Origin of the sequence: Leptospira borgpetersenii serovar Javanica, assembly GCF_003046425.1 — a bacterium.
In the GTDB taxonomy this organism is placed as follows: domain Bacteria; phylum Spirochaetota; class Leptospiria; order Leptospirales; family Leptospiraceae; genus Leptospira; species Leptospira borgpetersenii.
Window position 1 is genome coordinate 35,113 of sequence record NZ_QAJG01000019.1, and the last position, 24,864, is coordinate 59,976.

The following is a 24,864-nucleotide window of genomic DNA, read 5'->3' on the forward strand; positions in this document are numbered from 1 at the left end:
AATTTGGGATAAGTTTATGAGTCTGTCCGAAAACCTGAAGGGCAATTTTTTATAATTATTCCGTAAGTTCGTAATAAAATTCTGACATCTAAAAAAGTTCGTACATTTATCCATTTTACCGGTCGTTCCGGCTCGACAAGTTTTCTCATGATTGATTGGCTTTTTTACTTCTTCTAATATAGTATGGAAAATTGTCAGTAACTCTTCGTTTTTTCTAAAAACCATGTCCTTGAGAGCGATCTTCGGAACCGTTTCGGTTATGGACATTCTTTTGTTGAGCTCCGATAAAAAGATTCAATCCGCTTTGAATGAAGGTGTGGTCGGATCTGATTCTCTTTTGGTTCCTATGAGTTATTGGGATCAGTTGGATAAGTTCCAAAGAAAAGCTCTTTCTAGGAAACTTCCATTTTTGCTTAGGAGATATACGAAATACGTTGTTTCTTTGGATCGACTTCACTGGAGAGGTGGTAAGATCAAATACAATTGGGGCGTAGGGGAACTTAAGAAGATGACGATTCATGTGAATTCGGGTGTATGGACCGTTTTGGGAGCTTTGGCTGCTGCACATGGAGTTTCGAGGTGTTATCTTTTCAACTATTTACTTTGGCTTGAAGAAATGGGAATCGGAGATTCTATAGAAAATACTATGAACCGAGGAGTTCCTCAGTTTTATGATATTTACAAAATGATCTGGACTTTGGACCTACGGAAAAATCTAGTATCTAGGGAGTTATACTTCGAACCAAATCCGTTAAAAAATAAACACACTAATACATTTCCGAAGCCGGACCTGTAGAGAAGTTGCCTATGTTATCATCAGTTCAAACAATATTGAATTTATTATATATTCAAACTAAATAATGTTTTAAACTATTTATAACGTAAGGCGATTGGGGGGCGTAGGGAAACTAAAGCCAAACGCTCTCTCGAGCTCAAGTCTCTTGCTTCTATTGGCGCCTGACAGATAGCGTTCTATAATAAAATTGTAACTAAAGACGAAATATCGTATTGCATTTCTTTCATACAATTTATTGACTGGGCTTGCCCGAACTTTTTATATCGAATTCACATTGGATTAAGTTGCCTCTTGATAAACTAGGAGTGAACGATTTTTATTTTATTATCATTGTCATCACGAATACAAGGTTCTGTCCCAAAACTGGGACAGAACCTTGCAGCTTGATCTTTCTGACAAAGTAAATTGGGTTTTTGGGACGCGCTGTAAAGAAGTTCGTAGGAATCGTACATAATTATCCGCAATTTTTCTAAAAATATCGATGATGAAAGTCGATTTATGAATGAATAAATCCGACACAGGCAATGAATCAAAACCGTTTTTACGTTAGAATGTTTATGAAATCTTGTATTTTACTTCGGGAGAACATTGTAAGGGTTTTTGAAAACTGACTTCTTGAAGCTTTTCGTCAATATCGTGGCTGTGATAACATAACACGGTCCAACTCGGATATAAAGGGATTCCGAAGTGAGGTATGAAAGTAAAACAAAGAGCTCATCTCAAAACTATCTTCTGTAGGAGTGGCATTGTCGCGATACTGTATAGTCCACTGAATGTGGAACTTCCACGTTTTTTAGAAACTTGCCGGATCGTTAGAGATATTTTTAAAGATTTTGGACGGATTCTAAGTTTCAAACAAACATTAATCATCCAAAGGAATCAATTTTTGGGAATAGATTACCGATGAGGCTAATTGGAAAAAATCGTAAAATTGAGCATAACGACCAAATATGCTCTTTTCGTTAAATAAACCGAAAAAGAGAAAGATATGAGCGTATAGCGTAAATTTTCTGTCGTATTTGAATGTCACAGGATGTTGTAACTTTTCCGACTCCACTGTGAATTCCACTTTCTTTATAATAGAATTCCATGTAGGGACTAATCCCAAGGTGAACGTTGTCAATAAAATTGTTCCGAATATAGTTTTATTGTCATTATAATCTTCTAATTTAACTCGAATGACATTTTTGTATTTTTTTCGGAGAAGGTCCAAATCGTCGATCCCTTTGAAAGCGATCACAATGTTTTGAAAACAACGGCATTGAGCAAAAGCGCTTGCGAAATTTCTTTTTGCATAACTGGCAATCAAGGGGTTCCGAAATTTCTGAAGAGAGTTTTCCCCCGTTATGGAAGAATTTTCTTGGTCTACGAGTTCCGGGTTCACGTTGCTCCAAAATTCTTCTATAATCACCAACGTTTCTTCCAATCTAGGAAGGTGATTGCCGAGTTCAATTTTGGGAGGAAGTTCTTTTTCTGTTACCGTTAGGCAACCTTGTAAAAGCGAGGATATAAGAATAAAAAGAATTTGATTTTTCAAAATGGTTGTCTATTCGGGCGGAATTTATCTCATTGCTTAAGGAGAGACTCGTAATGTCAATTTTTTTAAATCGAATTGTGTTCATAGCGTATTTTGTATTCGTTTCGAATTGTACGAAGGAAGTGGTACGTGTATATAATCCTATAACGGATAAAGATAAAAAATCATATGGGGTAATGGCTTTCGGGCTTTATGCTTACAACCAAAACCACAAAGATTTATTGAATTTATTCGGTAAAGATTCAGGGACGGTATTTGCTGAGCTTGGAATGTACGGGGTCAAGTTTTCCGAGATCGTTTCAAAAGACGCCCAAAAAAATTCTCTGGCTGTAAGTCCATATCCGATTGAAGGACCGGCGATGGTGGAAAAAGTGGAATCGACTCAGTATCTTGAAGGAAAAACCGGATATCTTTCACCGTTTTATCTTTTACTCTCACTTGATCCTGCAAAGGAATATGCAATAACCGGCGTAACTTATACTTACCAAGTAAATTGTGGTCAGAAGTGTAGACGAGTCGTGGTTCGGGATTTTTCGGTAGAGCCATCCAAATCTTTTAAGGCATTTCCTATCAAAACAAAAGCGGGGGATATCACATTTGGTGGGATTTTGATGGCAAGGGTGGCTCCGGCTTCTAAAGACGATCCTTATGGTCTTTCGGATGATGTTCCGGGTCTCAGCGAACTTTTTGCCGGAAATAAAGTATTGGTAAATCTAGAATCTGGAGAAGAGTATATCAAAGGAATGGAATCTTCTTATTTAAAGAAATTATTTTACGGTGGGGAGGTAAATCAGAAGAACGCGGAAAAATTATTCTATGAGAATTTAATCAAGGCATATCCGGAAGGTTATTGGAAAACACTTGCTGAAAAAAAGAGAGCGGCTTTAGGCAATTAATTTTGAAACCGAACCCAGCAAAATGAATTCGAAAAAAAGTTTGGAAACTTCTTTACTTGTATGAATTGTAAAATAAAGTATTTATAGTATTCCTATTAAACAGCCCTTTGAAAGTGGGATCGCCAAAAAATACTAAAAAGGATTGTGATTTGTTTCCAACGGAATTGGAGAATACGGTTATTGCTTTTTGTCATCTTTTGTGAGGTGACTGTTATGTATGTTTTACGAAAATTACAATAGAATCCTAACCACATTCTATCTAATATATATGTCTTCTGTTTAAAACTTTGATGAGCGGGCCTTTCCGAAGTCTATTTCTTATAGAAAAGAGGAGATTGAATACCGAGAGGGCGGTTTTGGGAAACTAAGAATATTCGAAAGAATTTGAATGGCTTTCGATAAAAACTTACAGCGCGTCCCAAAACCTGCGGAGATGATCCTTAGAAAGCGAGATACTTTAGTTTTCTGCTTTATTAGAAAGATCGAGTTGGTAACTCAAGCGTCTCGCTTCTATTGGCGCTCGACGGGTCCTTATTGTTTTTTATGAAAAAATAATATCGTGAAATAAAATGGATTTCACTTTAAGATAAAAGTAATGTCTCTTCTTGAATCTGAAAAAATACCCTTAGGAAGTTTACTCCCTGAATTTCGTTTGGAAGATCCGGATGGGAAAATGTATTCTTCCGATCAACTATTTGGTTCGACGGGATTGTTGTTGGTCGTGACCTGTAATCATTGTCCTTATGCCCAAGCGATTTGGCCGAGGCTGATTCGTTTTGCCGTAGAAATCCGATCTCTTGGGGTCAGGACGGTCGCAATCAATCCGAATATCCACCCGGATTATCCTGACGATTCTCCTCAAATGATGCTTTCGAAAATAAAGGAATGGGGGGTTCCCTTTCCTTATTTGGTTGATAAGACCCAGGGGGTCGCAAAAAAATTAAGTTCGATGTGCACGCCGGATATTTATCTTTATGATGAGGAAAAAAAGCTTTATTATCATGGAAGAATGGATGATAACTGGAAGAACGAAAAGCAGGTTTCTAGAAAGGAACTGGAATACGCGGTTCATCAACTTGTAAAAGGAAATCCCGCTCCTATCAATCAAATGCCTTCGATAGGATGTTCCATCAAATGGAAGGAATAAACTCTTGCCCGCAATAACGCCTGACCATACTTCAATTTCCGCAGAATCTTTTCAAAATGCGGATTTTGTCAATAGACATTATCGTGAGATCGAAACGAAAGCTCTGGATCATTTTAGAGAAGAGTTTAGAAAAAACGAAAGTTCTTTGGAAAAAGTATCTACCGTTACTCTGACTACTTTCCTGAGAAAGAGCGGCGGTCTGTATCAGGATTGGAGAATATTAAAAAAGAATCTAACAGATAAATACGAGGAACTTCAGAGAAGTCGGAATTCGGAATACGAGCTGGTATACCGTAGTCTAGTCGCAAATAAAGATCATAAGAAGTCGGCCACTTTAATTGAGGATATCTTTCAATCGGCGGTTGATGGCGTTTTGAATACCGTATATACTTTATTTGATTTGGACAAGAAATCGGAATTTCAGCCTTCACAGAAACCGATAGACACTCGCGATTCAATTGCAAAGGACGACGAACTTAAAAGATACTATCGAGAGATGATTCAGAAAAAACTGAAGGAAAGAGATCGAAGTTTTTCTCTTTTTCAGGATTTGCTAAAGGGATCGGCTTTGAATTGGAACCGGACTTATCGGAGGAAATTTCATCAGAGCCTTGCATCGACCACGGAACGACTGGAGTCGTCTAAGGCGAATAAGGCGGAAATTTTAAGCAATAAAAAGATTGCTAAAAAGGCGGTTTCTGGTTTCCAAGAAGAGGATAGGATCCAAAAATATTCAATTTTTATGATAGACTATTTTTTCGATCGACTTCTTAAAAATGAGCCTATCGTTGAAAGCAAAATCGCCGTTTCTGACGAATTAGAGAATACGAAACTGGAAGAAAAATCCCAAAATCGGAATAATGAAAAAATCGTCGTTCCAATTCCGAATTCTACCGGAAAAGAAATACAAAAGATGGCCGATCGAACCATGATCGAATCCGATCGGGTCAATGAAAGATCGAATTTTTCCGAAAAAAATTGTCCGATCACCGATCTTCCCGAACATTTGATCAAAGAATGTTATTCCGACTATTTGATTGTGGATTTGTCCACCCAGGAAAAACGTCTCGAATTACACCGAATTCGCTTAGCAAAGGAAAATCAAAATACAAGAGCCGAAGCAATTGAATTTTTCAGTGATTGTACAAACAAGGATCCTTTTGCAATTACTTTGGCGGAGTCGGTTCTGAAAAGGCATACTATCACCCAAGAAGAAGAGGATCGGTTGAGTGCAATGATTCGGAAGCAAAAGGCTTGCAAGTAGTGGTCATTGGGAAAAATCCGATGCAGACTTGTCTTGACGCGAAGAAATTAGAATCCGTCTCAAAACCTTAGGAATGTAGGAGCTATTACAATCTTAAACGACGGGAAAAACCTTCCATATGAAGGTTTCTGTGGGAACTCTCACGTTTTTTAAAAACTTGCCGGATCGTTTAGAGATATTTTTCTTCAGGTTTTGAGACCGGCTCTTAGCTAAGAATAAATATCTCGACAACTTACAATTTTCGTAATCGACTTTAAAAGAGTGTAGGATCTTATTTTAGCTATTACAGATAAGAATTAGAGTTGTTGAAAAATTAATTTTCCATCTGTTTCTATTTCATGAAAGCGATCGATTGAAGCAGTTTTGTTAAACTGAACTATGGAATTTTTCAACAACTCTATTGAACACGAAAAACTATTCGAAATTCCATAACCGCTTTTATATGGAAATCGATGATGGAAGGATCCGGGTAGTATATGAGTCATCTTGAAAAAATCGTCGATCGATAGGTGGATGGAAACTTTGGGATCGTTTGGATTTTGTGGAATTTTATTTCCGATATTTGGGCGGCCCGCTACCTCTATTGAAAGGTCTCGGTAAAACTTTCGGTAAATACGGCAACGTGAGAGTTTTTCCCAAGAAGTTCATTGCTGAATTTTTGGAATATCCGGCTCCCGGAAAAAAAATCGTATTCCAAAATGGTAAAGTAAGAATCTTTAATGCGGATGATGATCCGGACACATTCACGATCTCTAATTATAGGGACAGTTTTCGAGGCTTACGAAAATACAGGCGTTGGAATTCTCTAGATGCTTCGTATTTTTTCGGTTATGCGGTCACTCAGTATTTGAGTGTGCCCTTTATTCTGAAAGAATACACGGTTCGAGAAGTTGAACTTGCCGACGGAGGAGTTCACATTGATGTGGAGTTCCCGCAATATCTTCATACACATTGTGAAAAACAATCCTATCGTTTCGATAAAGAGGGGCTTCTTGTTCGCAACGATTATACCGCGGATATTGTCGGACCTTGGGCTAAGGGTGCACATTTTACGACTCACTTTCAAGAAATAGGTGGACTTCCAATTCCGACAAAAAGAAATGTGTTTGTTCGTTTGGGAGGTTTCGTGACTCCGATTCCTGTTTTATCGGCGGAACTGAAACCTTTGAAGGTTCATTTTCGCTGAAATTTTTCCTTGTAGTTCGTCGTTTGGCGTGGAATTTCTGCTGCCTAATGATTTAAAAATCCATAAACTTCCTACATTTAATAGGTACTTCTTGTAAGCGCTTATCGCAGGGATTCCTTGCATTTTCAAAAAACTTGTCTTAATGTGAATTCGATATCAGAACCCGTCGAGCGCCAATAGAAGCGAGACGCTGAGTTTCCCGAGCGCCAATAGAAGCGAGACGCTTTAGTTGCCAGTTTGATTTTTCTGACAAAGCGAAAAACTCAAGCCATCTAACTCTCTAAGGGGCGCTCCGCGGGTTTTGGGACGCGCTGTAAAATACCAAAGCTTGAACTCGTGTCGATCCCTTTTGCATTCGTTACACCGAACTCACGTTATTTTACTACTCGGACCATGGGAATGGTACTAAAAATGAACGGGTGATTTTGTAAAGATATGGAAACCTTCGTAAATTGCACTGAAGTTGTTGGCTTTTTTGAAGAAGATCGCATATTCTACTTTTGAAATAAACTTAACGGCATTCTTTTCACGTATCCGAATGGTAAAGCGATTAAAGGGACATAGTATAGTAAAGAGAGTGTTCCGACAAAATGATTCAATAAAGAATTGCTTCTGTTTTCTAATCGGGGCCCTTGCGGCAGTGTTTTTATATACGAAAGAGAATTAGAATATAAAAACCGTCGTAATTTAAAAAATCTTCAAGGAATTCTGTGAAAGATCGATTTTAATACTATGAATATCTCCGGTGACTTATCCATTTCAGAATTTAAGACGGAGCGGCATGCCGAAGCCGTTCCCACAAGGAATTTGGGAGGAGGATTTGTCAGAAAAAATTCCTTTCTTGATTTAATGAAAACCTTACAAGGTGCTGTACAGAAGGAATTGGATGAAACTCTGACTGAAATTCAAAATACGTTTTCAAAAACGGAAGATGCCACAGTTCCAGAAGAGAATGTGGAAAACATAGACGAGAAAAGGACCGAGTCTATGCCTTCTGTGGAAGAGTCTGAATCGGAGGTCGGAGAAAACTCACAAGAAGGGAAAAAAGAACCCCGGGTAATTGAAGAGGCGGTTAACGCAGTTGCATTACCTTGGTTTCTCGTTACGGAAGCGAAACCGAACGAAATCCTAGATTCCGAAGTCGAATCGGAGATTTTTGACGGACTTCAAGAAGAAATCGTAAAGGAAGTTTCCACCGAAACCTTCAAACAATCAACTTCCACGAGCGAACTAATCGAAAACATTTTTTCAAAAAAGGAAAGTTTGTTCGATGTGAAGGAAGAAACCTCCGTTTCTCTTGAAGATCCGAAGGAAATCCAAAGCCGAATTTCGAAAAAAGAAAGTTTGGTCCGAGGAGTGGAATCGAAATTATCTGAAATATCTAAATTTAACGAAACCGGCATAAAAGAATTCCAGGAGAATGGTAAGGGATTTTCCAACAAAGAAATCTCTTTCAAAGGTATGGACGAAACCAAAACGGAAGTTTCTAAAGAGCTGATTCTCGATTTGGAAAAGTGGAAGATCGATAAGGATAAAAAAATGGATTCTTATGCGAGTTTGAAATCTTCCGGAAAGGAGGAGATTAAAACCGCAATATTGAGTCAATTCTCCGAAAATTCCTCAGGAAGGTCGGGACAGGAACAATCCTTCCGTTCTGGAGGAGATTCTTATGCATCTCTCGTCAAAGGAGTTGGAACTCCGACTGTTTCCGGAAGGGAACCGAACACTCTCGGAAAAGAATTTTCCGTATCAAAAGAAACTAATGTTCTTTCTAAGAGAGATATCCAGCAAAATTTTCAAAGTCTGATCCGTTCCGCCCGAGTTCAAATTCTTGAAAACGGAAGAACGGAGGCGAGCATCCGAATGAATCCGAAAGATCTCGGACAAATGTCCCTTTCGATTTCCACGGACAAGGATGTCGTGAGAGGAAAACTTCTCGTGGAATCTGATACCGTTAAACAGCAGTTAGTCGCCGAACTTGCAAGTTTGAAACAGGATCTAAAAGCGAACGGACTCGAACTCGAATCTCTCGTGATCGAAGTCAAAGAAAGAGAGGAAGCCTTTGCGTTCAACGAAGGATCGGATCAAAACGGAAAAGATCCGTATTCTTTCCAGGCTGCTTTCGGAGAAGACGACTTTAAAAATTCTTTTTACGAAGAAGACGAACCTTTCTTTGAAGAAAATTCTTCCGAGTCTCATGCTTTTTCGGAAAAAACCGAAAGGAAAACCGAGAAACTGCTCGATCTGAAAGTATAGGCCTCGGAGGAAATCATGCCAGAAACGACAGGCGTAAGTCAACAAGCGACCATAAATCGTTATCTTGAAGGAGACAGAAGTTTCAATATTCGGAACCACATGGAAAATTTGGAGCGGGAAGAAAAGAACGGTCTCAAAGGAATCGAAATCCGTTCCACTGTAAAGTCTCTCGGCAAGGATGATTTTCTTAAACTTCTCATCACGCAATTGTCTTCTCAAGATCCGACCAACCCGGTCAAGGATCAGGATTTTATCGCACAGATGGCTCAGTTTTCTTCGCTCGAACAGATGAATAACATTTCCACCGGGATTCAAAAAATGGGGAACCGTCAGAGTTTTTCTCTCGTCGGAAAACTCGTTTCCGGTCCCGATTTTGTAACCGGTGAAAACGTTGCGGGAATTGCGGGCGCTCTTTTTTTCGATGGGGAAGGCAAAACTTTCGTTCGTGTGAACGGAAGATCCATAGATGTAGAACAAATTTCCTTAATCAGCGATCCAGTCGTTTTAAAAGAACAAGAAGCCGTCTACAATCAGAGTCAATCACAGCAGCCCTCTCCGGTTCAAACATCGACTCACGCTCCGGAAATTAGGACTACCGTTCCTTCTCAAGAATTTCCCGCCTCTAATGTGTCGCCTAACGCCTCGCGAACGGAAATTGAAAAAAAAGAAACGGTGTCAACAATCGAGAAACGGGAAGCCGCGACGGTTTCGACCGATGCGGAAAGTGCGACAGAGTTGAAGGACAAAACGTTAAACGACAAAACCGCAACCGAGGAAAAACCTTCCCATTGGAAGTTCCCGGGAAAAAACAAAAGCAATTCATACGAATAAAGAAATAAACAAAAGGATAATCGAGGTAACAGCTTTATGATGAGGTCACTCTATTCCGGTGTATCCGGACTTAAGAACCACCAGGTCCGAATGGATGTCATCGGTAACAACATATCCAACGTGAACACGCACGGTTTTAAAACCGAACGAGTTACGTTTCAGGATATGATTTCTCAGGAACTCAGAGGAGCTTCCGAGCCTAAGGAGAATATAGGAGGTGTGAACCCTCAACAAGTAGGTTTGGGTTCTTTGATAGCAGCGATCGATAAGATCATGACTCAAGGTTCTCTCCAAAACACGGGTAAGAATACGGACGTCGCGATATCTGGAGAGGGATTTTTCATCGTTAAGGACGGGGACAAACAATTCTATACGAGAGCCGGAGCTTTTAACCTCGATAAGAACGGCTACTACGTAAATCCCGCGAACGGACTTAAGGTTCAGGGTTGGAATGCTAGACTGGACGACAAAGGAAACAAGTTCATCAACTCCTCGGCTTCGATCGAAGACATTATCATTCCTATATATTCTAAAGAGCCCGCAAGAGCGACTTCTCAGATCGATTTTAAATCGAACCTGGATTCTTCCGCACCTGCGGTTCCTCCGGATGCGACTCAGGAAGAGATCACCGCGATGATCAACGACCCCGATCCTAAGATGAGAAGGGGACACGTGACTACGATCAAGACCTTCGACGATCAGGGAATTCAGAGAGAATTCAAAATGGAATTTTACAAAGTCCGCGATAACACTTGGAAGGCGCGTCTGAGTATGACCGATGCGACTCAACTTTCGGCGGATGTTTCTGGAACGGGAGGACAAAACACACAACTTCCGGGTAACACCGAGCTTGAGTTCGGATTTACTCCTGACGGAAAACTCGTCTACGTTTCCGACGGAGTCGATTCGATGAACAGCGGGAAACTGAACGCGAAAGTCTCCTTTAGAATCGCCGGTAATCCTGCGGTGCAGAGTTTCGATCTGAATCTCGGAGAGGCGGGAATGGTGGACGGAATCACTCAATTTTCCTCCGACTTTACCACCAAGGCGGTCAAACAGGACGGTTATACGATGGGTTATCTGGAATCTTTTTCCATCGATAACTCCGGAACGATCACCGGGGTATTCTCCAACGGAGTCCGTCAGCCTCTGGCAAGAATCGCGACCGCAGTTTTCAATAACCCGGCCGGTTTGGACAAAGCCGGAGATACCATGTTTGCGTATTCCATGAACTCGGGAGAACCTAACATCGGTGAGGCGGGAGTTCAAGGGAGAGGTAAGATCAATGCGGGACTTTTGGAAATGTCTAATGTGGATCTTTCCGATCAGTTTACGGATATGATCGTTACACAACGGGGTTTTCAGGCGAACTCGAGAACGATTACCACTTCCGATCAGATGATTCAGGAAGTTTTAGGACTGAAACGTTAACTTTTTAAATGATTTCCTCTTCGATGATCGATTAAAGTGAGTCGGAGAGGAATTAAATCTCATACATCTCAAGTTATAGATTTGTTATCTTTTTTTGTAAAATTCGGGGAAAAATTCTCTTTCCTATAAATTCCGGTACTGTTTGATTGATTCCTGGTAAGATGGGTCAGGAATTTCCTAAATATATAGTCACGGACTTTCGTTCTATCGTTAAAAGGTTGGATCCGATCGTTCTCCGTTTAGGAATACAATTTTTAAATCTTAAAGAATTCATCCAGTCCGAACCTATTCTCGATTCCATCGGATTCTTAAACGTCGTTTTCTATTTGTCGGCTTCTCGTCTCAAAGAAACTCAAAAAGAAATTCACGAACGGTTTCAGAAAAATCCGTTGATTTTAAGCCGTTTCATTTTAAACGAAAACTTGGATTATGTTCACTCGGAAGACCTAAAAATCGAGGAAGACCTGATCTTTTCGATCCTGCCGGAATCGTCTTCGGATATGATCTTAAATAAAACCTTTCTCAACGCATTTACTCAGCTTCAGATGATCACGGATCAGTTTGATCTTCAACACAAAGTAAACACTACGAAGTACGAGATCTCAAAGCTGACTCAGATTGGAATCAATCTCGCGGATGAAAAGGACATCAATAAGCTTCTCCGGGAAATTATTTTTAGCGCGAGGGAAATAGCGATCGCCGATTCGGGATCTTTATACCTCGTGGAAAAGGACGAACAGGGGGTTGTGCGTAATCTTAGGTTTAAAATTTCGTCTATGGATATCAATACGGAGGAATTTTTACTTCCGATTAATAAATCCAGCGTTGCGGGTTACGTTGCCGCTACGGGAAAAATTTTGAACATCCCGAACGTTTATGATCTGCCGAAAGACGCGGAGTATACATTCAATAGCAACTTCGACGTTCTTTCCAATTATCATACGAAATCCATGCTTGTAGTTCCTATGAAAAACCATAGAGATGAGGTTGTGGGAGTCATTCAACTTATTAACAAAAAAAGGAATTTCAATCAAAAATTGACGATTGAACAGATGAAAGGGGAGGACATTTTTCCTTTCGATGATTATTCCGCTCAGCTTGTGATGAGCGTCGCAGGACAGGCCGCGGTCGCGATTCAGAACAATCATCTTTTAAAGGAGATTGAAACTCTTTTTGAAGGTTTCGTAACGGCATCCGTAAATGCGATCGAAGCCAGAGATCCTACGACGAGCGGTCATTCGTTTAGAGTCGCCATTCTGACGGTCGGTTTGGCGGAAACGGTGGATTCCATCCGGGAAGGTAAATACGGACAAACTCAATTTTCGAAGGAACAAATCAAAGAAATACGTTATGCATCTTTGCTTCACGATTTCGGAAAAGTGGGAGTTCGGGAAAAGGTCTTGGTTAAATCCAAAAAACTGGAAGATTACGAACTCGAGCTGATCCGTTGGAGATTCGAATACATCAAAAAAGACATCGAATCCAAAACACTTCAAAAAAAGATGGATTACTTAAAAAAAAACGGGAGTGTCGGCTTCTCCGATTACGAGATCTCTCTTGAATTCGAGCTCCAGGCGGAATACCAAAGGCTCGATCGAATGTTTCAGGTTGTTGTCAGTTCCAACGAACCATCCATATTAGAAGAATCTAATTTTCAAATGCTGGAAGAAATAGCTCAGGTGAACTATTTCACCACGGGAGGGGACAAGTTGCATTTGATCTCTCCATATGAATTCGGTTTTTTGACGATCAAAAAAGGATCTTTGGATCTAGCGGAAAGAAAGGAAATTGAATCTCATGTAGAGCATACGTTTCAGTTTTTAAGTATGATTCCTTGGACTGGGGACCTGAAAATGGTTCCTTCCATCGCGCATGCGCATCACGAAAAATTGGACGGCACCGGTTATCCAAGAGGACTGACAGCCGATTCGATTCCGGTCCAATCGAAAATTATGGCGATCTCTGATATTTTCGACGCGCTTACCGATAAGGATCGACCCTATAAAAGGGCTGTTTCTGTGGAAAGAGCATTGGATATACTACAAATGGAAGCAAAGGAGAATCATGTTGATCCGGATCTTCTCAAGATTTTTATCGATGGGAAGATTTATGAAAGTTTATCCAGCTCGGGTTATATCCGTTAATATACAAGAAAAATCACCGCTTTTTTTCGATCGAGATGATTCTGTAATTTTGACTGATGTTTCCTCTTGTAAATCGAAGTATCCTTGAAACAATCGTTTCAAAATTCATTTATTTGATTTAAAAGTTAATCACCCGGGATGGAGTCTTGTATTGTGAAAAGTCGTTTAAAACCGCAAAAAGAATGTAAAAAAGGATGATTGCTCCCATACTGCTCAAGACAACGTTATAGTTGCACATTCATTAGAGTTGTTGAAAAATTCCATAGTGACGATTAACAAAACTGCTTTAACCGACCGTTTCTATGAAACAGAAACAGATGAAGAATTAATTTTCGGGCAGCTCTATTCTAATTTTTACACAGTAATCCCCACGGATTATTTGCGGAAAAATCAGGATGGTTATTTATATCCAACTCACGTTAATTAACGTGAGTTGGGCGTAAGAAAGTTTGGGCGAATAAGAAACTAAAGTGTTACGACTCCCTATGAGTCGTCGTCGCAGCTCGCGAATTTCATAGATAAAATAACTCGCGACCGCGCTTTAACTCAATGTTGCTGCCTAAACTCAGTGAAACGGCTTCCTAAGGGGCGCCGTTTCAGGTCGCAACATAATGCTCCAATTCCTTCGGAATTTCCACTACAATCGCTTTCGCATTTTGTTATATCCAACTCGCGTTATTTAAGAAATTTTCTACCAAAGAAAGGAAGTGGTTGCCTCTTTCTTCGAAGTTTTTGTATTGATCGAAACTGACGCAGGCCGGCGAGAAAACGAAATACGAAATTGTGATTTCGCTTGAAAGGCGAATTTTGCGGATCTCGGGCGATTCCGAAATAACATTCCATTTTTTGAATATTTTAAATGCCTCATCTAAGTTTTCGACCGAGAATAGTTTTTCTCCGATCACGTTTCGGATCCCTTTTTCCCAGACCGAACGCGCTTCTCCGATTAAAACTACACAACCTATTCTCCGCATTAGAAAATCATAAAGCGGTTTCGGGTCTTCCTGTTTCGGTCTACCTCCGAGGATCAGACAGGTTCGATCTAGATTCTTCCAAGTGGACATTCCCGCGAGCATGCTGTGTAGGTTTGTGGATTTGGAATCGTTGATAAACGAAATACCTCGTTTTTCTCCTGCGATTTGAAAACGATGGGGAAGTCCCATAAAAAATGGAATCTGCGCTTGGATCGATTCCGGTTTTCCTCCGATCGCTTCCGATGCAAGAATCGCCGCTGCTAGATTTTCACGGTTATGAGTTCCCGGAAGATAAAATCGAGAGATGTCGTAGATGAATTTCGAAGTTCGTATCTCCGATGAACTCTCATCTAAAATCGCCTCCGATGTCGTAGCTCTTCCAAAACTCAATAACTTACACCGAACGGAAGTGGAATTTAGAATTTTCTCCCTGATTTTTTCGGAGACGATCAATGAATGATTCGGATTTTGAAGATCGGCGATTTTAAGTTTTGCACGAAAATAATTTTCCATCGTTTCGTGTCTTTCTAGATGATCGGGAGCGAGATTTAGGAACACGGACACATTCAAATCAAGCGGAGACGAATCTTCGAGTTGATAACTGGAAAGTTCTAAGACGGCTAAGGAAATCGGTTCTTTGCAGAAGGAAGTAAATGGGATTCCCAGATTTCCGCCTTCTTTGAGATCGGAAAAATCTTTTTTTAGAAGATGAGCAACCAGAGAAGTTGTCGTCGATTTTCCGTCCGTGCCTGTGATACCGATGATTTTCCCTTTAAAAAAAAATCTGCCGAGATCAATTTCGGAAAACACGGGAATCTTCTTTTCGACTGCATAAGAAAGAATCGGGTGTGTCGGTAAAATTCCGGGAGATTTGATGATCAATGAAATTTCAAAAAAAGATCGTGGATCGATGTTGTCGTGAAAGAAAGGGACGGAGATCGTTTCGGGTTGATTTCGATCACATAGAATTGGTTGTGCTTCTTCGGAGATTAAAAAATCAAGTGCGGAGTTTCCGGAAATACCTCCTCCCAACACAAGAATCTTTAAGCCTTTCAAGGACTCGGGAAATTTCATTTTTAAACCGTTGAACAGTGATTGACAGGGTATTTTCGTCCTCGATAGTTGTCAGTAGCAAAAACTAAGGATGTTCCCTTGCTTGAGCATAAAGTACAAGACGACGTTTTGATTGTATATCTCAAAGGACGTTTGGATGTTTCCATCGCCAATGAGGTTGAGGAAAATCTAAATGATCTGATTGACAATCAAGGTCATAAAAAAGTGATTCTGAATATGCAGGAAGTGGATTATATGTCTTCGTCCGGTTTCAGAGCTTGTATTTCCACTCTTAGAAAATTAAACTCGAAAGAAGGTGTATTAAAAATTAGTAATATCAAACCGGCAGTGAAACGGATTTTTGACGTAATCGAACTCACCTCTCTTTTTGACATTCGTGAAACCGAAGATGAGGCTTTGAAATCTTTCTAAACCTCTGATGTCCTCATCTCAACTTCACCGGGTCCTCCGGGAAATTATCGCAACGAAACAGAACGAAATCGAAAAAATTCGAAATTGGGATCCGGTTCCTTATCAAGGACTTGGACTTAGAGAATCTCTGAAAAGTAGAAGTTTTTCCATCATCGCGGAATGTAAGCACAAGAGTCCTTCTGCTGGAGAGATTTGTGCCGATTATGATCCCGTTCAAATCGCTAAAACATACGAGGCTTTAGGAGCTTCTGCGGTTTCCGTTCTTACCGATCGGGATTATTTTGGAGGATCTTTGGAAGATCTGAAAAATGTTTCTTCCGAGTTGAAAATTCCGATTTTAAGAAAGGATTTTATCCTGAATGAGATTCAGATTCGGGAAGCGAGAGCATTCGGCGCCTCTGCGATTCTTTTGATTGTGAGAATCTTAACTCCCGAACAGATCAAAACGTTTTTAAAGTCAGCTTCTTCTTTCGGTATGGATAGTTTGGTTGAAGTTCACACACCGGATGAGGCGAAACTTGCTTTAGATTGTGGGGCCGAAATCATCGGAATCAATACGAGGGATTTGGATACGTTTCAGATTCATCAAAATCTTGTCGAAGAAGTAACCGCTTTTTTACCGCGTAACGTAGTAAAAGTGGGAGAATCCGGAGTAGGGAGTCGTTCCGATTTGGACCGGTTTCGAAAACTGGTCAACGCGGCCCTGATCGGAACCTATTTTATGGAAAAGTCGGATATCCGTAAAGCTTGGTTGGAACTATTTTAGAATTTTCGAATTTATTAATGTATTTCTTTATCTCTCGGTATCTTAAATTTCATTCAGGATCGTGTGTATAAAATTGGCTTAGGGCTGTCCTGAAATCTGAAAAATGTAGGTTTTTTAAGCCTTGAACTTGAAATGGATTCCCGAATACAATTGACCGAGCAAAACGATAGCCCCAAGATAACGGATGAGCGAAGTGAACAATCCTCACGATCGACTGATCCGAGAAACTTTTCAGGACAAAAAAGAGGCGGCTACTTTTTTTAAAAACACGTTACCGCCGGAAGTGGTCGAACTACTCGACTTGGAAAACTTGGAATTGACCGAATCGAGTTTTGTATCCGAGGAACTAAAACAAGAGCAAACGGATCTGTTGTTTCAAATCCCACTCCAGTCCGGAAACAAGTCGAATGTCTATTTACTTTTCGAACACAAAAGTTATTTAGAAAACACCATCTATATTCAATTATTAGGATATTTAACGGAAATCTATCGAAACCAACAAAGAAACGGAGAGCCGCTTTCCGTAGTCATTCCGTTCGTGTTCTATCACGGAGAAAAGGAATGGAAATTGGGAGATCGATTTTTGAATCAGTTCGTATTAACAAAACAAGAAACGGACGTGTTTCAGGACTTTATTCCCGATTTTAAAATAGACTGATTCGATTTGAAAGAGGTAGAACTGAAGAAGAAGTTGGAAAGTATCACGTTTCAAGTCACTCTGGGAGTGGTTCAAAGAATCCGAGAAGGGGATTTAGAATTTGTTTCTCACTTACCGGGGTTATTTTCCCTATTACTTGGAATCGAGGAAGAATCGAAAAGGGTTGCAATCCTGCGGAAACTGTTGTTGTATATTTATTGGGCCCGTGATTTAAAACCTACGGAACTCAAAAGAGTTTTGGCAATATCAAAATTGGAACAATACGAGGAACTAACGATGACTACAGCGGAGAGACTCATTTCAGAAGGGATACAGCAAGGTATTGAACAAGGCAAGATTGAAACGGCTCGAAATATGCTTTCCGAAGATATTCAGCTAGAAGCAGTTCTTCGTATCACTGGTCTTTCTAAACAAGATTTAAAAGACCACGGAGTGATTTAATCTATGTTCTTCATCAGCATTTAGCCCTTTTTATTCCTCATTTCGTTCATCAAGCGGTCTGGTTTCTAAAAACTTGATTTTAGAACTTTATGGTTCTTAAGGTTCCGGTTTTCAAAAATGTACAGAAATCACATCTCTTTCGTAATTACGATTCTCCCCTTATTTTCAGGGAATGTGGCGCAATTTCCCGTACAGGTGATTGTATATCCGCCTGAGAAAGTGGAGAATGACGTAAGGAATAAGGATCGTCTTAGGCTTCCGGCCATTGCCGTGTCTGTGCATATAACTTGGCCGACTCCGCGTGTGGTGATGCAGACGGGAGGATTCGTATCAAAAGGAGTTCTGTAATCGTACGGAATTAAGGCGAGTTTATTTTGATAATCGGAAAATTGAATGGACGTTACTCTTTCTATATCTTGTTTAAGAACTGCACCGATTGTACGGCGGGCAGCGCCTTCCTTTTCATTCAAAATTTGGATCTTATAATTTCCGGGTTCTGGGTAATCAAACGTCGCATAAACTCCTGTTCCACTGTTTAGCGATTCACCGTAGCAAAAATTTGTTCCATCAATTAGTTTACCGATATACGGGCTTGTATAATAATTCACGTGGCTGGAGTTTAACCATACGAAACTGTCGGTGACCAGACCCGATTTGCAAGTTGAAGTGAGCGCGAGTTGTAGAAGGGTCAATACTTTCAAATCATCGGCCGTATCTTTTTCCTTTTTTTCGATTGTGTTTTCTATAACGAAACAAGATAGAGATGAAATTAGAAGGAGGAGAACCAGAGTGATTCTATTCATAATTTTCACTTTTTACAGAATAAGATCAAGATTTTGAACCCTTGAATTTTGACAATGAATTCAGCGGATACAAAGACGGAAAAGCTGAATTGGAACATGAGAATCCGTAAAATGAGACTGTCCTCTATGGGGGGCTTGAAAAAAATCGACAATAAGGACATCCTTATGACGCAAGAGATTCTCGGAGAAGTTCAAACCGGAAAAATTCCGTTAAAAGGAAGAACCTTAAAGGAACTTTCCGAGATCATGGTTTCTCTCGGAGAAAAATCTTTTCGCGCAAAACAGATCTATCACGGATTATACGTAAACCGTTATGAGTCTTGGGAACAATTTACCACATTCTCCAAAACGTTAAAGGAGAAGTTAGAGGGCCTTTGTTCTCTGACACAACTTACAGTTGTCAAACATCTTAAATCCGTGGACGGAACTCAAAAGTTCACGTTCGCATCCGAACAAGGAAAGGAATTCGAAGCCGTTTGGATCCCATCCGGAGACGGAGGAAGAAAGACGATTTGCATTTCTTCCCAGGTCGGCTGTACTCTCAATTGTAAATTTTGTGCGACCGCAAAGTTGGAATTTCAAGGGAACCTAAAGGCCCATGAGATCGTGGACCAGGTTCTCCAGGTGGAAAAAATCGTAGAAGACAATGCGACTAACGTTGTTTTTATGGGAATGGGGGAGCCGTTCCACAATTACTTCAACGTGATACGCGCGGCTTCTATTCTTCATGATCCCGATGCGCTTAATCTGGGGGCCAAAAGAATTACGATTTCGACATCTGGAGTAGTCAACGGTATCAGACGTTTTATCGAAAATAAGGAACCTTATAATTTTGCGATCTCTCTCAATCATCCGGATCCGAACGGAAGATTACAAATCATGGACATCGAAGAGAAGTTTGCTCTTTCCGAACTTTTACAAGCTGCAAAAGATTTTACAAGAGAGTTAAAAAGAAGAATCACTTTCGAATATGTGATGATTCCCGGAGTCAACATGGGACCCGAGAATGCAAATAAGCTCGTAAAAATCGCAAGATCTCTTGATTGTAAGATCAATGTGATTCCGCTTAATACCGAATTTTTCGGATGGAGAAGACCCACAAAGCAAGAGGTCGCGGAATTCATAACTCTTTTGGAACCGGCCGGAGTTCCGATTCTCAACAGAAGATCGCCCGGAAAAGATATCTTCGGCGCTTGTGGAATGCTCGCTTCAAAAAGTTGACCTCGGTTTTCGTTTCTGAAAAATGGGGCAATGAATTCAAAAAGAACTTTTATTCTTTTTTTATGTCTTTTTTCTTTCGTTTCCTGCCAGGAATATGTTCAGCAAAAATGCAGTTCCGCTTGCAAGTTCTTCGTGCAGTGTGCCGTAACGAAGTTCAAAAATTCGAAAATTACGGAAGTTGAAAAAAGTCAAGCGATGATCGATTGTGAGAGTGGTTGTATCCGGGAACAAAGTTTCGTCCTTCCTTGTTTTGAATCCGAAACCACATGCAAAGGTTTTAATGCTTGCGTGATGGAATCCGGGTTTATGGATTAAAAAGGAGTTTTTATGAATCAAATTTTCGTAGATGATAAACGACCGATTTCCATACGAGTTCTTTTCGTCCTTCTAATCGTTTCCGTTCTTCCTTTGATCCTAACTCTTCCTTTGGACGTAATCGATATCGATTCTTCCCAGTACGCGGAAATTTCAAGAGAGATGGTGGAGGGAGGAAATCCTTTTTTTATCCGGGACAATGGAAGAAAGTATTTGGATAAACCGATTCTTACTTTTTGGAAAATTTCCCTTTCTTTTTTCGTGTTCGGTTATCAAAATTTCGCGTTTCGTCTTCCGGCTCTTTTGTTCACTTTTCTTTCTTTCTGGGGAATGTTCAAACTCACAGAACTTTATTCGGGAAGTCGATTGAGGGCTTGGATCGCGGTGTTTTTGTACGCCCTTTCTCCGGGACTTTATTCTATGGTAGTGGACCCTAAAATCGACGTTTATCTGACTCCCTATCTGATATTGGTTCATACCTTTTATTATTTGGGTTTTAAAAAAAATAAGAATTACTATTATGGAATGTATTTCGCGATGGGCCTCGGTTTTATTACGAAGGGACCGATTGCGATGGTGATTCCCGGAATTTCGATCGGAGGTGATATATTATTCCGAAGAGACTGGAAACGACTTTCGGAAATGAAACTCTTTCCAGGAGCATTTCTTGCGCTTTTCCCGCCGCTTTTGTGGTCGATTCCCTTGTATCTTGAATTTCAAACTTACGGTCCGTATTTCTTCTTATGGATTCAATCCTTCGGCCGCTTTTACGTGAAGATGTACAATCAGAAATTCAATCCTTTGTTCTTTTACTCCAATTTCTCCTGGGCGTTCGGTGCTTTTATCCTACCGTTTGCCGGATTCGTTTTCGAGCGGGTCCGATTTTTTCTTAAGGAAGGGCAAGTAAAAGGTGTATTCAAGAATATTCTAAAAAATGAATATACAAATCGGGATTTTGTTCCCGGTTTTTGGTTGTTCTTATTCTTATTTTTGATCAGTTTTTCCAGATACCAGCTTCCTCAGTATATCTATTGGTGTCTTCCTGCTGCTGCGGTAATTGGTGCGGGGGTTTTGGAATCGATTCTTTTGTCTGCCAAAGATTCTAAAAAAGGTAGTTCTATTGATAAGGTCCGTTTGAGCCTTCTTCTGTTTACCGCAGGAGCTTTTTTAGTTCCGATTTTTATTTTGCCTTCAATCAGTATTCAGGTTGGTTGGAGTTATCTGATTCTTCCTTTGATTTATCTCGGGGTTTTTCTTTGGGTGTATTTTCGGTCCGAAAAGGAAGGAAGGTTGCTCGCATATTGGATTTTTCCGGTTTCCCTCTTTTTCTCGATCGTGAGTTTATATCTCTATCCTATGCTCACATCGTATCAACCCTCTAAGGAGATCGGGACTCTCATCCGCGAGAACGAACCGGGTAAGGAAAAGTTATTTCTTTTCGGAGTTCCCGCTTCTAAAAGGTCCTATGCTTATTATTCCAGGAGAATCTCAAGGACACTTTTTGATCCCGCAATCTTGGTCGAGGCGATTCAAAAAGACGGACAACGTTATTTGATCGTTCAAGACAAATGGCTTCCGAAGATGGGCGAGTTCTTTGGCGACGATATCGAATTTGAAACCGTCAAAGAATTTCCTTCCTACAAGGTCGCGACTCCGGAAGGAAAATTCTTTTTGAAAGCTTGGAGAGATCGGATCGTGGGTAAGGTGATTTTGATGAAAGCCACCTTAAAAAATTCTCAGAAAAGATGAGGGTTTTCGAAAAAAAAGATGAGGGGAATCTCGGCTTTCACCCGAAAAATGAATTAGGCTAAATTGTGAGCCTGGTTTGGTTTTGGTCCCTGGGTAAAGCCGGGGACTGCTTTTCCTACCTTTGTGGGTTTATTTTCACTTATTTTTTTAACGAATTCACTTTTATCTGAGGAGTGAATGTTCCGAAAAAAACCTTCCATTTTAAATCCGTCTTTATACTGATACGAATACTACATTCACGTTAGAATAGGAGTCGATAAAGGTTTTCTGGTAAATCTTTTCTACACCTTTGATTGTGCTTACGTTATACGTATTTTGGCGTCCTAAATATCCGGGATGTTTTAGTTTCTATTTCTCCTTCAACTTGTTTCTCTAATTTTCTTCTTTCTGATACCTGCATTTGGGATTCGGTAAATACGGGAGAATTACCTTGAGCATAAACTCTTCTAACGCCTTCAGTCTTTTTGGAAAGATCTCCAAATCGTGACGAACCCATAATACAACCAAAGAAAACGTATTGATACGATTGTGCTTTAACATCTATGTCTTTCAAACCGTGGCTCCAGGAGTCGATTTTAAAACATCACGAACCGATTCTGCTATGCTATTCGTGTACCAACGGGTAAGCAAAAAGCGCAATCGCTTCCCGTTACATGAATTCCACTTCCAATGACTTCCAAATCCGCGGGCACCCTCACTGAATATCTTTTAAACTGACCCCAGTTGTAAAAACAATCCACTGATACAAGCAAAAGCAATATACACAGAGTTAATACCTTGAACGCTCTTTTCATGTTATTTTAAACTCCGTGTTGGGCACAATTGCTGCGGGTAAATTTCAATCCTACATTCGAAAGTTCTGATTTACCTTTATTCAACAAAGCACTATTCATATCGTTCAGTATATTCGTTACGATAAAAGGGCATCCTCAGACGATTACATCCTGCCGTGTCGTGAGTTGCTGGCGTCACGTAACCTAACTTTACTGATCGTAAAGCTACTCATTGCAAAAAGTAAAATTGCGGATGTCCACAATAGTTTCTTCATTCGTTTTCTTATGAAAGAAGCACTCTATTAAGTGATACGTCTCGTTTTCTGGAAACAGCTTGCTAACTTACGTGTGGATTCTGCACGGGAGCGTTTCGCTGAGTTAGGGATCGAGACTCAAAGTTTAGGAAAATAGTATATTTCTGTTTTAGAATTCGCATTGAAAGTTCCGTGGCTCTCGGAGTCATTTGCTCGAACAAAATTATAAAACTTTATGATTTGTTTTAATTATTATATCACTGATAAATAACAAAATTAGACGATCATTCAAAAAAGATTCAATTTGTGATATGTATATAACGATACATTCACATAAGGGTTGCGGGCGACTCAACATAATTCCACGTCTTACTGCATCTATTTCCGCTGGAATCAGTGTTTAATCGAGGTTAATGGTTGTTTTACGAAATCTCTATTCTGCTCAATCTGGTGCTGATTTTTCATGTTATCAACAAAGTTGGAGCAGAATCAAAAAATTCCATTCAAATCTTATTTCTAAAATCACAACTCTCTGCTTACAAACGAAAACGAAAAAAATTCCATACAAAACCTTTCGAAAGATTGAAACTTGTCTTTCTTTCCTGTCTTGATCCCAATTGGATCGAAAATCTAATTCTTGTTTCTCCCCATACTCTTCTTGAATGGAGAAATAATAAATTCAAAACATTTTGGGCCCTTCTTTCCCGTAAAAAGAAAACAGGGAGACCAAACATTCCTTGGAAAGTCATCAAACTCATTCGGAGAGTTGCTAAGGAAAACAAAATCTGGGGAGCTACAAAACTGCACGGCCTTCTTCTAAAGCTCGGTCATGATATTTGTGAAAGAACCGTTTCTAAATATATTCCAAAACGTCCTCATAGTCCTAAAAAACGTCTTTCTTGGAAAGAGTTCTATTCTCTGCATGCCGATTCTATGGTTGTTTCCGATACCCTTTCCGTTTACTCTTCCAATTTTAAAAAGATCTTTCGCGTCGTTTTCTTTCTTCACGTCGGCTCTAGACAAATTCTTCATTTCGATATTCATACAAACCCGACTACAAATTGGATGCGAAAGGTTTTGAAGTTTGCCGTTCGTAAGCAAATTCAAGCAGGAAAAACCTTCTATTATTTTCTTTCCGACAACGATTCCGTTTTTGGGAAACGCTTTACCAAATACTTGGAAAAAATTGGCATCAAACACAAAAAAACCTCTCTTCGTTCTCCTTGGCAAAATTGTTACGCGGAACGTTGGATAAAGACATGTAGAAATGAATTTTTGGATTTCTTCATTCCTCTCAATCAGTATCACTTGGAAAAGAAATTGGAAGAGTTCATTCATTTTTACAACAACCACAGAACTCATCTCGCCTTAAACAAAGACAGTCCCGTTTCTTCTCCGGTTTTAATACGTCCTTTGGATGGATCGATGAAACTCGTTTCCACTCCCGTTCTCGGAGGTCTTTACCACATATATTCTTACGAAGACGCTGCCTAACCCGCGCTTGTTTCTAGTTTTCTTTTGTGCACCGTTATTCGGCGAAGGGTTCCCATACTTCTGTTTGCTTTGTTTCTTTAGTCCCTCTTTTCTTTCCGTATATTCCATATTTTGAATCTTTTTATTCCAGTTTTAGCTCTCTTTTTTCTCAAATTCTTTCATTTTATCACATGCGTCTGCTATCTCGGATTCAACTTCCGTCATTTTAGTTTTTGCGAGACTCAGGTTCCGTTTTTACCCATTCCGAGTCCGAGGCCAGCGTTAGCTGAAATTCCTCCTTGTTCGGAATAACTTATTCCCGCGTTAAAACTAAGTGCGCTTGTTCCTGCTTGTAATCCCGCGCTTGTTCCGAATCCTGTTTGTTCGTTGTAGGAAAGTGTGGCTCCCACTCCAAGGCCTTCCATCAGCTTCATGCCTCCGCCGACGCTCGCTCCAAATCCTTT

At 40.1% G+C, this 24,864-nt stretch carries 17 protein-coding genes and 6 pseudogenes; 16 read left to right on the forward strand and 7 right to left on the reverse strand.

What is annotated here, in order from left to right:
- Positions 1-223: 223 nt before the first annotated feature.
- Positions 224-796 (forward strand): DUF1564 domain-containing protein, encoded by a 573-nt coding sequence (locus CLV95_RS14055; RefSeq protein WP_016749056.1) that lies wholly within the window; start codon positions 224-226, stop codon positions 794-796.
- An 862-nt stretch (positions 797-1,658) separates the two neighbouring features.
- Here CLV95_RS14055 and CLV95_RS14060 read toward each other — a convergent pair.
- Positions 1,659-2,333: a hypothetical protein gene (locus CLV95_RS14060; protein WP_002735965.1), complete on the reverse strand. Its 675-nt coding sequence runs from the start codon at positions 2,331-2,333 to the stop codon at positions 1,659-1,661.
- Positions 2,334-2,386: 53 nt separating this feature from the next.
- On the opposite strand from CLV95_RS14060, the gene lp30 reads away from it, so the two are divergent.
- From lp30 to CLV95_RS14100, 8 genes and pseudogenes are all read left to right on the forward strand, one after another.
- On the forward strand, positions 2,387-3,229 hold the full coding sequence (gene lp30, locus CLV95_RS14065) for a plasminogen-binding receptor Lp30 (RefSeq protein ID WP_002736046.1): 843 nt from the start codon (positions 2,387-2,389) through the stop codon (positions 3,227-3,229).
- Between the two features lie 595 nt (positions 3,230-3,824).
- Entirely contained in the window at positions 3,825-4,376 is a 552-nt protein-coding gene (locus CLV95_RS14070; protein WP_107694990.1) for a thioredoxin family protein, read from the forward strand.
- 4 nt (positions 4,377-4,380) lie between these two features.
- Positions 4,381-5,640 carry a hypothetical protein gene (locus tag CLV95_RS14075; RefSeq protein ID WP_002728231.1) on the forward strand — a complete coding sequence of 420 codons (1,260 nt, stop codon included), beginning with the start codon at positions 4,381-4,383 and terminating at the stop codon, positions 5,638-5,640.
- Between the two features lie 476 nt (positions 5,641-6,116).
- Positions 6,117-6,826: pseudogene (locus CLV95_RS14080) on the forward strand (hypothetical protein).
- Positions 6,827-7,558: 732 nt separating this feature from the next.
- Positions 7,559-9,082: a flagellar hook-length control protein FliK gene (locus CLV95_RS14085; RefSeq protein WP_107694992.1), complete on the forward strand. Its 1,524-nt coding sequence runs from the start codon at positions 7,559-7,561 to the stop codon at positions 9,080-9,082.
- Positions 9,083-9,097: 15 nt separating this feature from the next.
- The gene (locus CLV95_RS14090) at positions 9,098-9,913 is read left to right on the forward strand and encodes a flagellar hook capping FlgD N-terminal domain-containing protein (RefSeq protein WP_016749057.1); all 816 of its coding nucleotides are present in this window, start codon (positions 9,098-9,100) and stop codon (positions 9,911-9,913) included.
- Between the two features lie 36 nt (positions 9,914-9,949).
- A complete protein-coding gene (flgE, locus tag CLV95_RS14095; protein WP_002735986.1) occupies positions 9,950-11,344 on the forward strand; it encodes a flagellar hook protein FlgE in 1,395 nt (464 codons plus the stop codon).
- 161 nt (positions 11,345-11,505) lie between these two features.
- Positions 11,506-13,488 (forward strand): GAF and HD-GYP domain-containing protein, encoded by a 1,983-nt coding sequence (locus CLV95_RS14100; protein ID WP_016762568.1) that lies wholly within the window; start codon positions 11,506-11,508, stop codon positions 13,486-13,488.
- A 659-nt stretch (positions 13,489-14,147) separates the two neighbouring features.
- Here the strand turns inward: CLV95_RS14100 and murD are convergent.
- Positions 14,148-15,536 carry a UDP-N-acetylmuramoyl-L-alanine--D-glutamate ligase gene (gene murD / locus CLV95_RS14105; RefSeq protein WP_002728282.1) on the reverse strand — a complete coding sequence of 463 codons (1,389 nt, stop codon included), beginning with the start codon at positions 15,534-15,536 and terminating at the stop codon, positions 14,148-14,150.
- Positions 15,537-15,614: 78 nt separating this feature from the next.
- On the opposite strand from murD, the gene CLV95_RS14110 reads away from it, so the two are divergent.
- The 3 genes and pseudogenes from CLV95_RS14110 (at position 15,615) to CLV95_RS19435 (ending at position 17,812) form a co-directional block, all read left to right on the forward strand.
- Positions 15,615-15,947 (forward strand): STAS domain-containing protein, encoded by a 333-nt coding sequence (locus tag CLV95_RS14110; RefSeq protein ID WP_002556323.1) that lies wholly within the window; start codon positions 15,615-15,617, stop codon positions 15,945-15,947.
- A 7-nt stretch (positions 15,948-15,954) separates the two neighbouring features.
- Positions 15,955-16,713: an indole-3-glycerol-phosphate synthase gene (locus CLV95_RS14115; RefSeq protein ID WP_002728266.1), complete on the forward strand. Its 759-nt coding sequence runs from the start codon at positions 15,955-15,957 to the stop codon at positions 16,711-16,713.
- A gap of 184 nt (positions 16,714-16,897) precedes the next feature.
- A pseudogene (locus CLV95_RS19435) lies at positions 16,898-17,812 on the forward strand (Rpn family recombination-promoting nuclease/putative transposase).
- A gap of 128 nt (positions 17,813-17,940) precedes the next feature.
- On the opposite strand, the gene CLV95_RS14130 reads toward CLV95_RS19435, so the two are convergent.
- Positions 17,941-18,615: a hypothetical protein gene (locus tag CLV95_RS14130; protein WP_002735913.1), complete on the reverse strand. Its 675-nt coding sequence runs from the start codon at positions 18,613-18,615 to the stop codon at positions 17,941-17,943.
- Positions 18,616-18,780: 165 nt separating this feature from the next.
- Between CLV95_RS14130 and rlmN the strand changes: the two genes are divergently transcribed.
- The 3 genes from rlmN to CLV95_RS14145 are packed head-to-tail and all read left to right on the forward strand — an operon-like array spanning position 18,781 to position 21,900.
- Positions 18,781-19,836, forward strand: a complete 1,056-nt coding sequence (gene rlmN, locus CLV95_RS14135) for a dual-specificity RNA methyltransferase RlmN (protein ID WP_026053945.1) — start codon at positions 18,781-18,783, stop codon at positions 19,834-19,836.
- 30 nt (positions 19,837-19,866) lie between these two features.
- On the forward strand, positions 19,867-20,151 hold the full coding sequence (locus CLV95_RS14140; RefSeq protein ID WP_016749058.1) for a Cys-rich protein: 285 nt from the start codon (positions 19,867-19,869) through the stop codon (positions 20,149-20,151).
- A gap of 12 nt (positions 20,152-20,163) precedes the next feature.
- A complete protein-coding gene (locus CLV95_RS14145) occupies positions 20,164-21,900 on the forward strand; it encodes an ArnT family glycosyltransferase (protein ID WP_002727019.1) in 1,737 nt (578 codons plus the stop codon).
- A gap of 237 nt (positions 21,901-22,137) precedes the next feature.
- Here the strand turns inward: CLV95_RS14145 and CLV95_RS20125 are convergent.
- The 3 pseudogenes from CLV95_RS20125 to CLV95_RS19445 form a co-directional block, all read right to left on the reverse strand.
- Positions 22,138-22,261, reverse strand: a pseudogene (locus CLV95_RS20125) (IS481 family transposase); the annotation flags it as partial.
- A 135-nt stretch (positions 22,262-22,396) separates the two neighbouring features.
- Positions 22,397-22,694: pseudogene (locus CLV95_RS19440) on the reverse strand (hypothetical protein); the annotation flags it as partial.
- 6 nt (positions 22,695-22,700) lie between these two features.
- A pseudogene (locus CLV95_RS19445) lies at positions 22,701-22,948 on the reverse strand (hypothetical protein).
- A gap of 396 nt (positions 22,949-23,344) precedes the next feature.
- Here CLV95_RS19445 and CLV95_RS14150 point away from each other — a divergent pair.
- Positions 23,345-24,421, forward strand: a complete 1,077-nt coding sequence (locus CLV95_RS14150; protein WP_002735952.1) for an integrase core domain-containing protein — start codon at positions 23,345-23,347, stop codon at positions 24,419-24,421.
- Positions 24,422-24,645: 224 nt separating this feature from the next.
- Here CLV95_RS14150 and CLV95_RS14160 read toward each other — a convergent pair.
- Positions 24,646-24,864 (reverse strand): annotated as a pseudogene (locus tag CLV95_RS14160) (hypothetical protein); the annotation flags it as partial.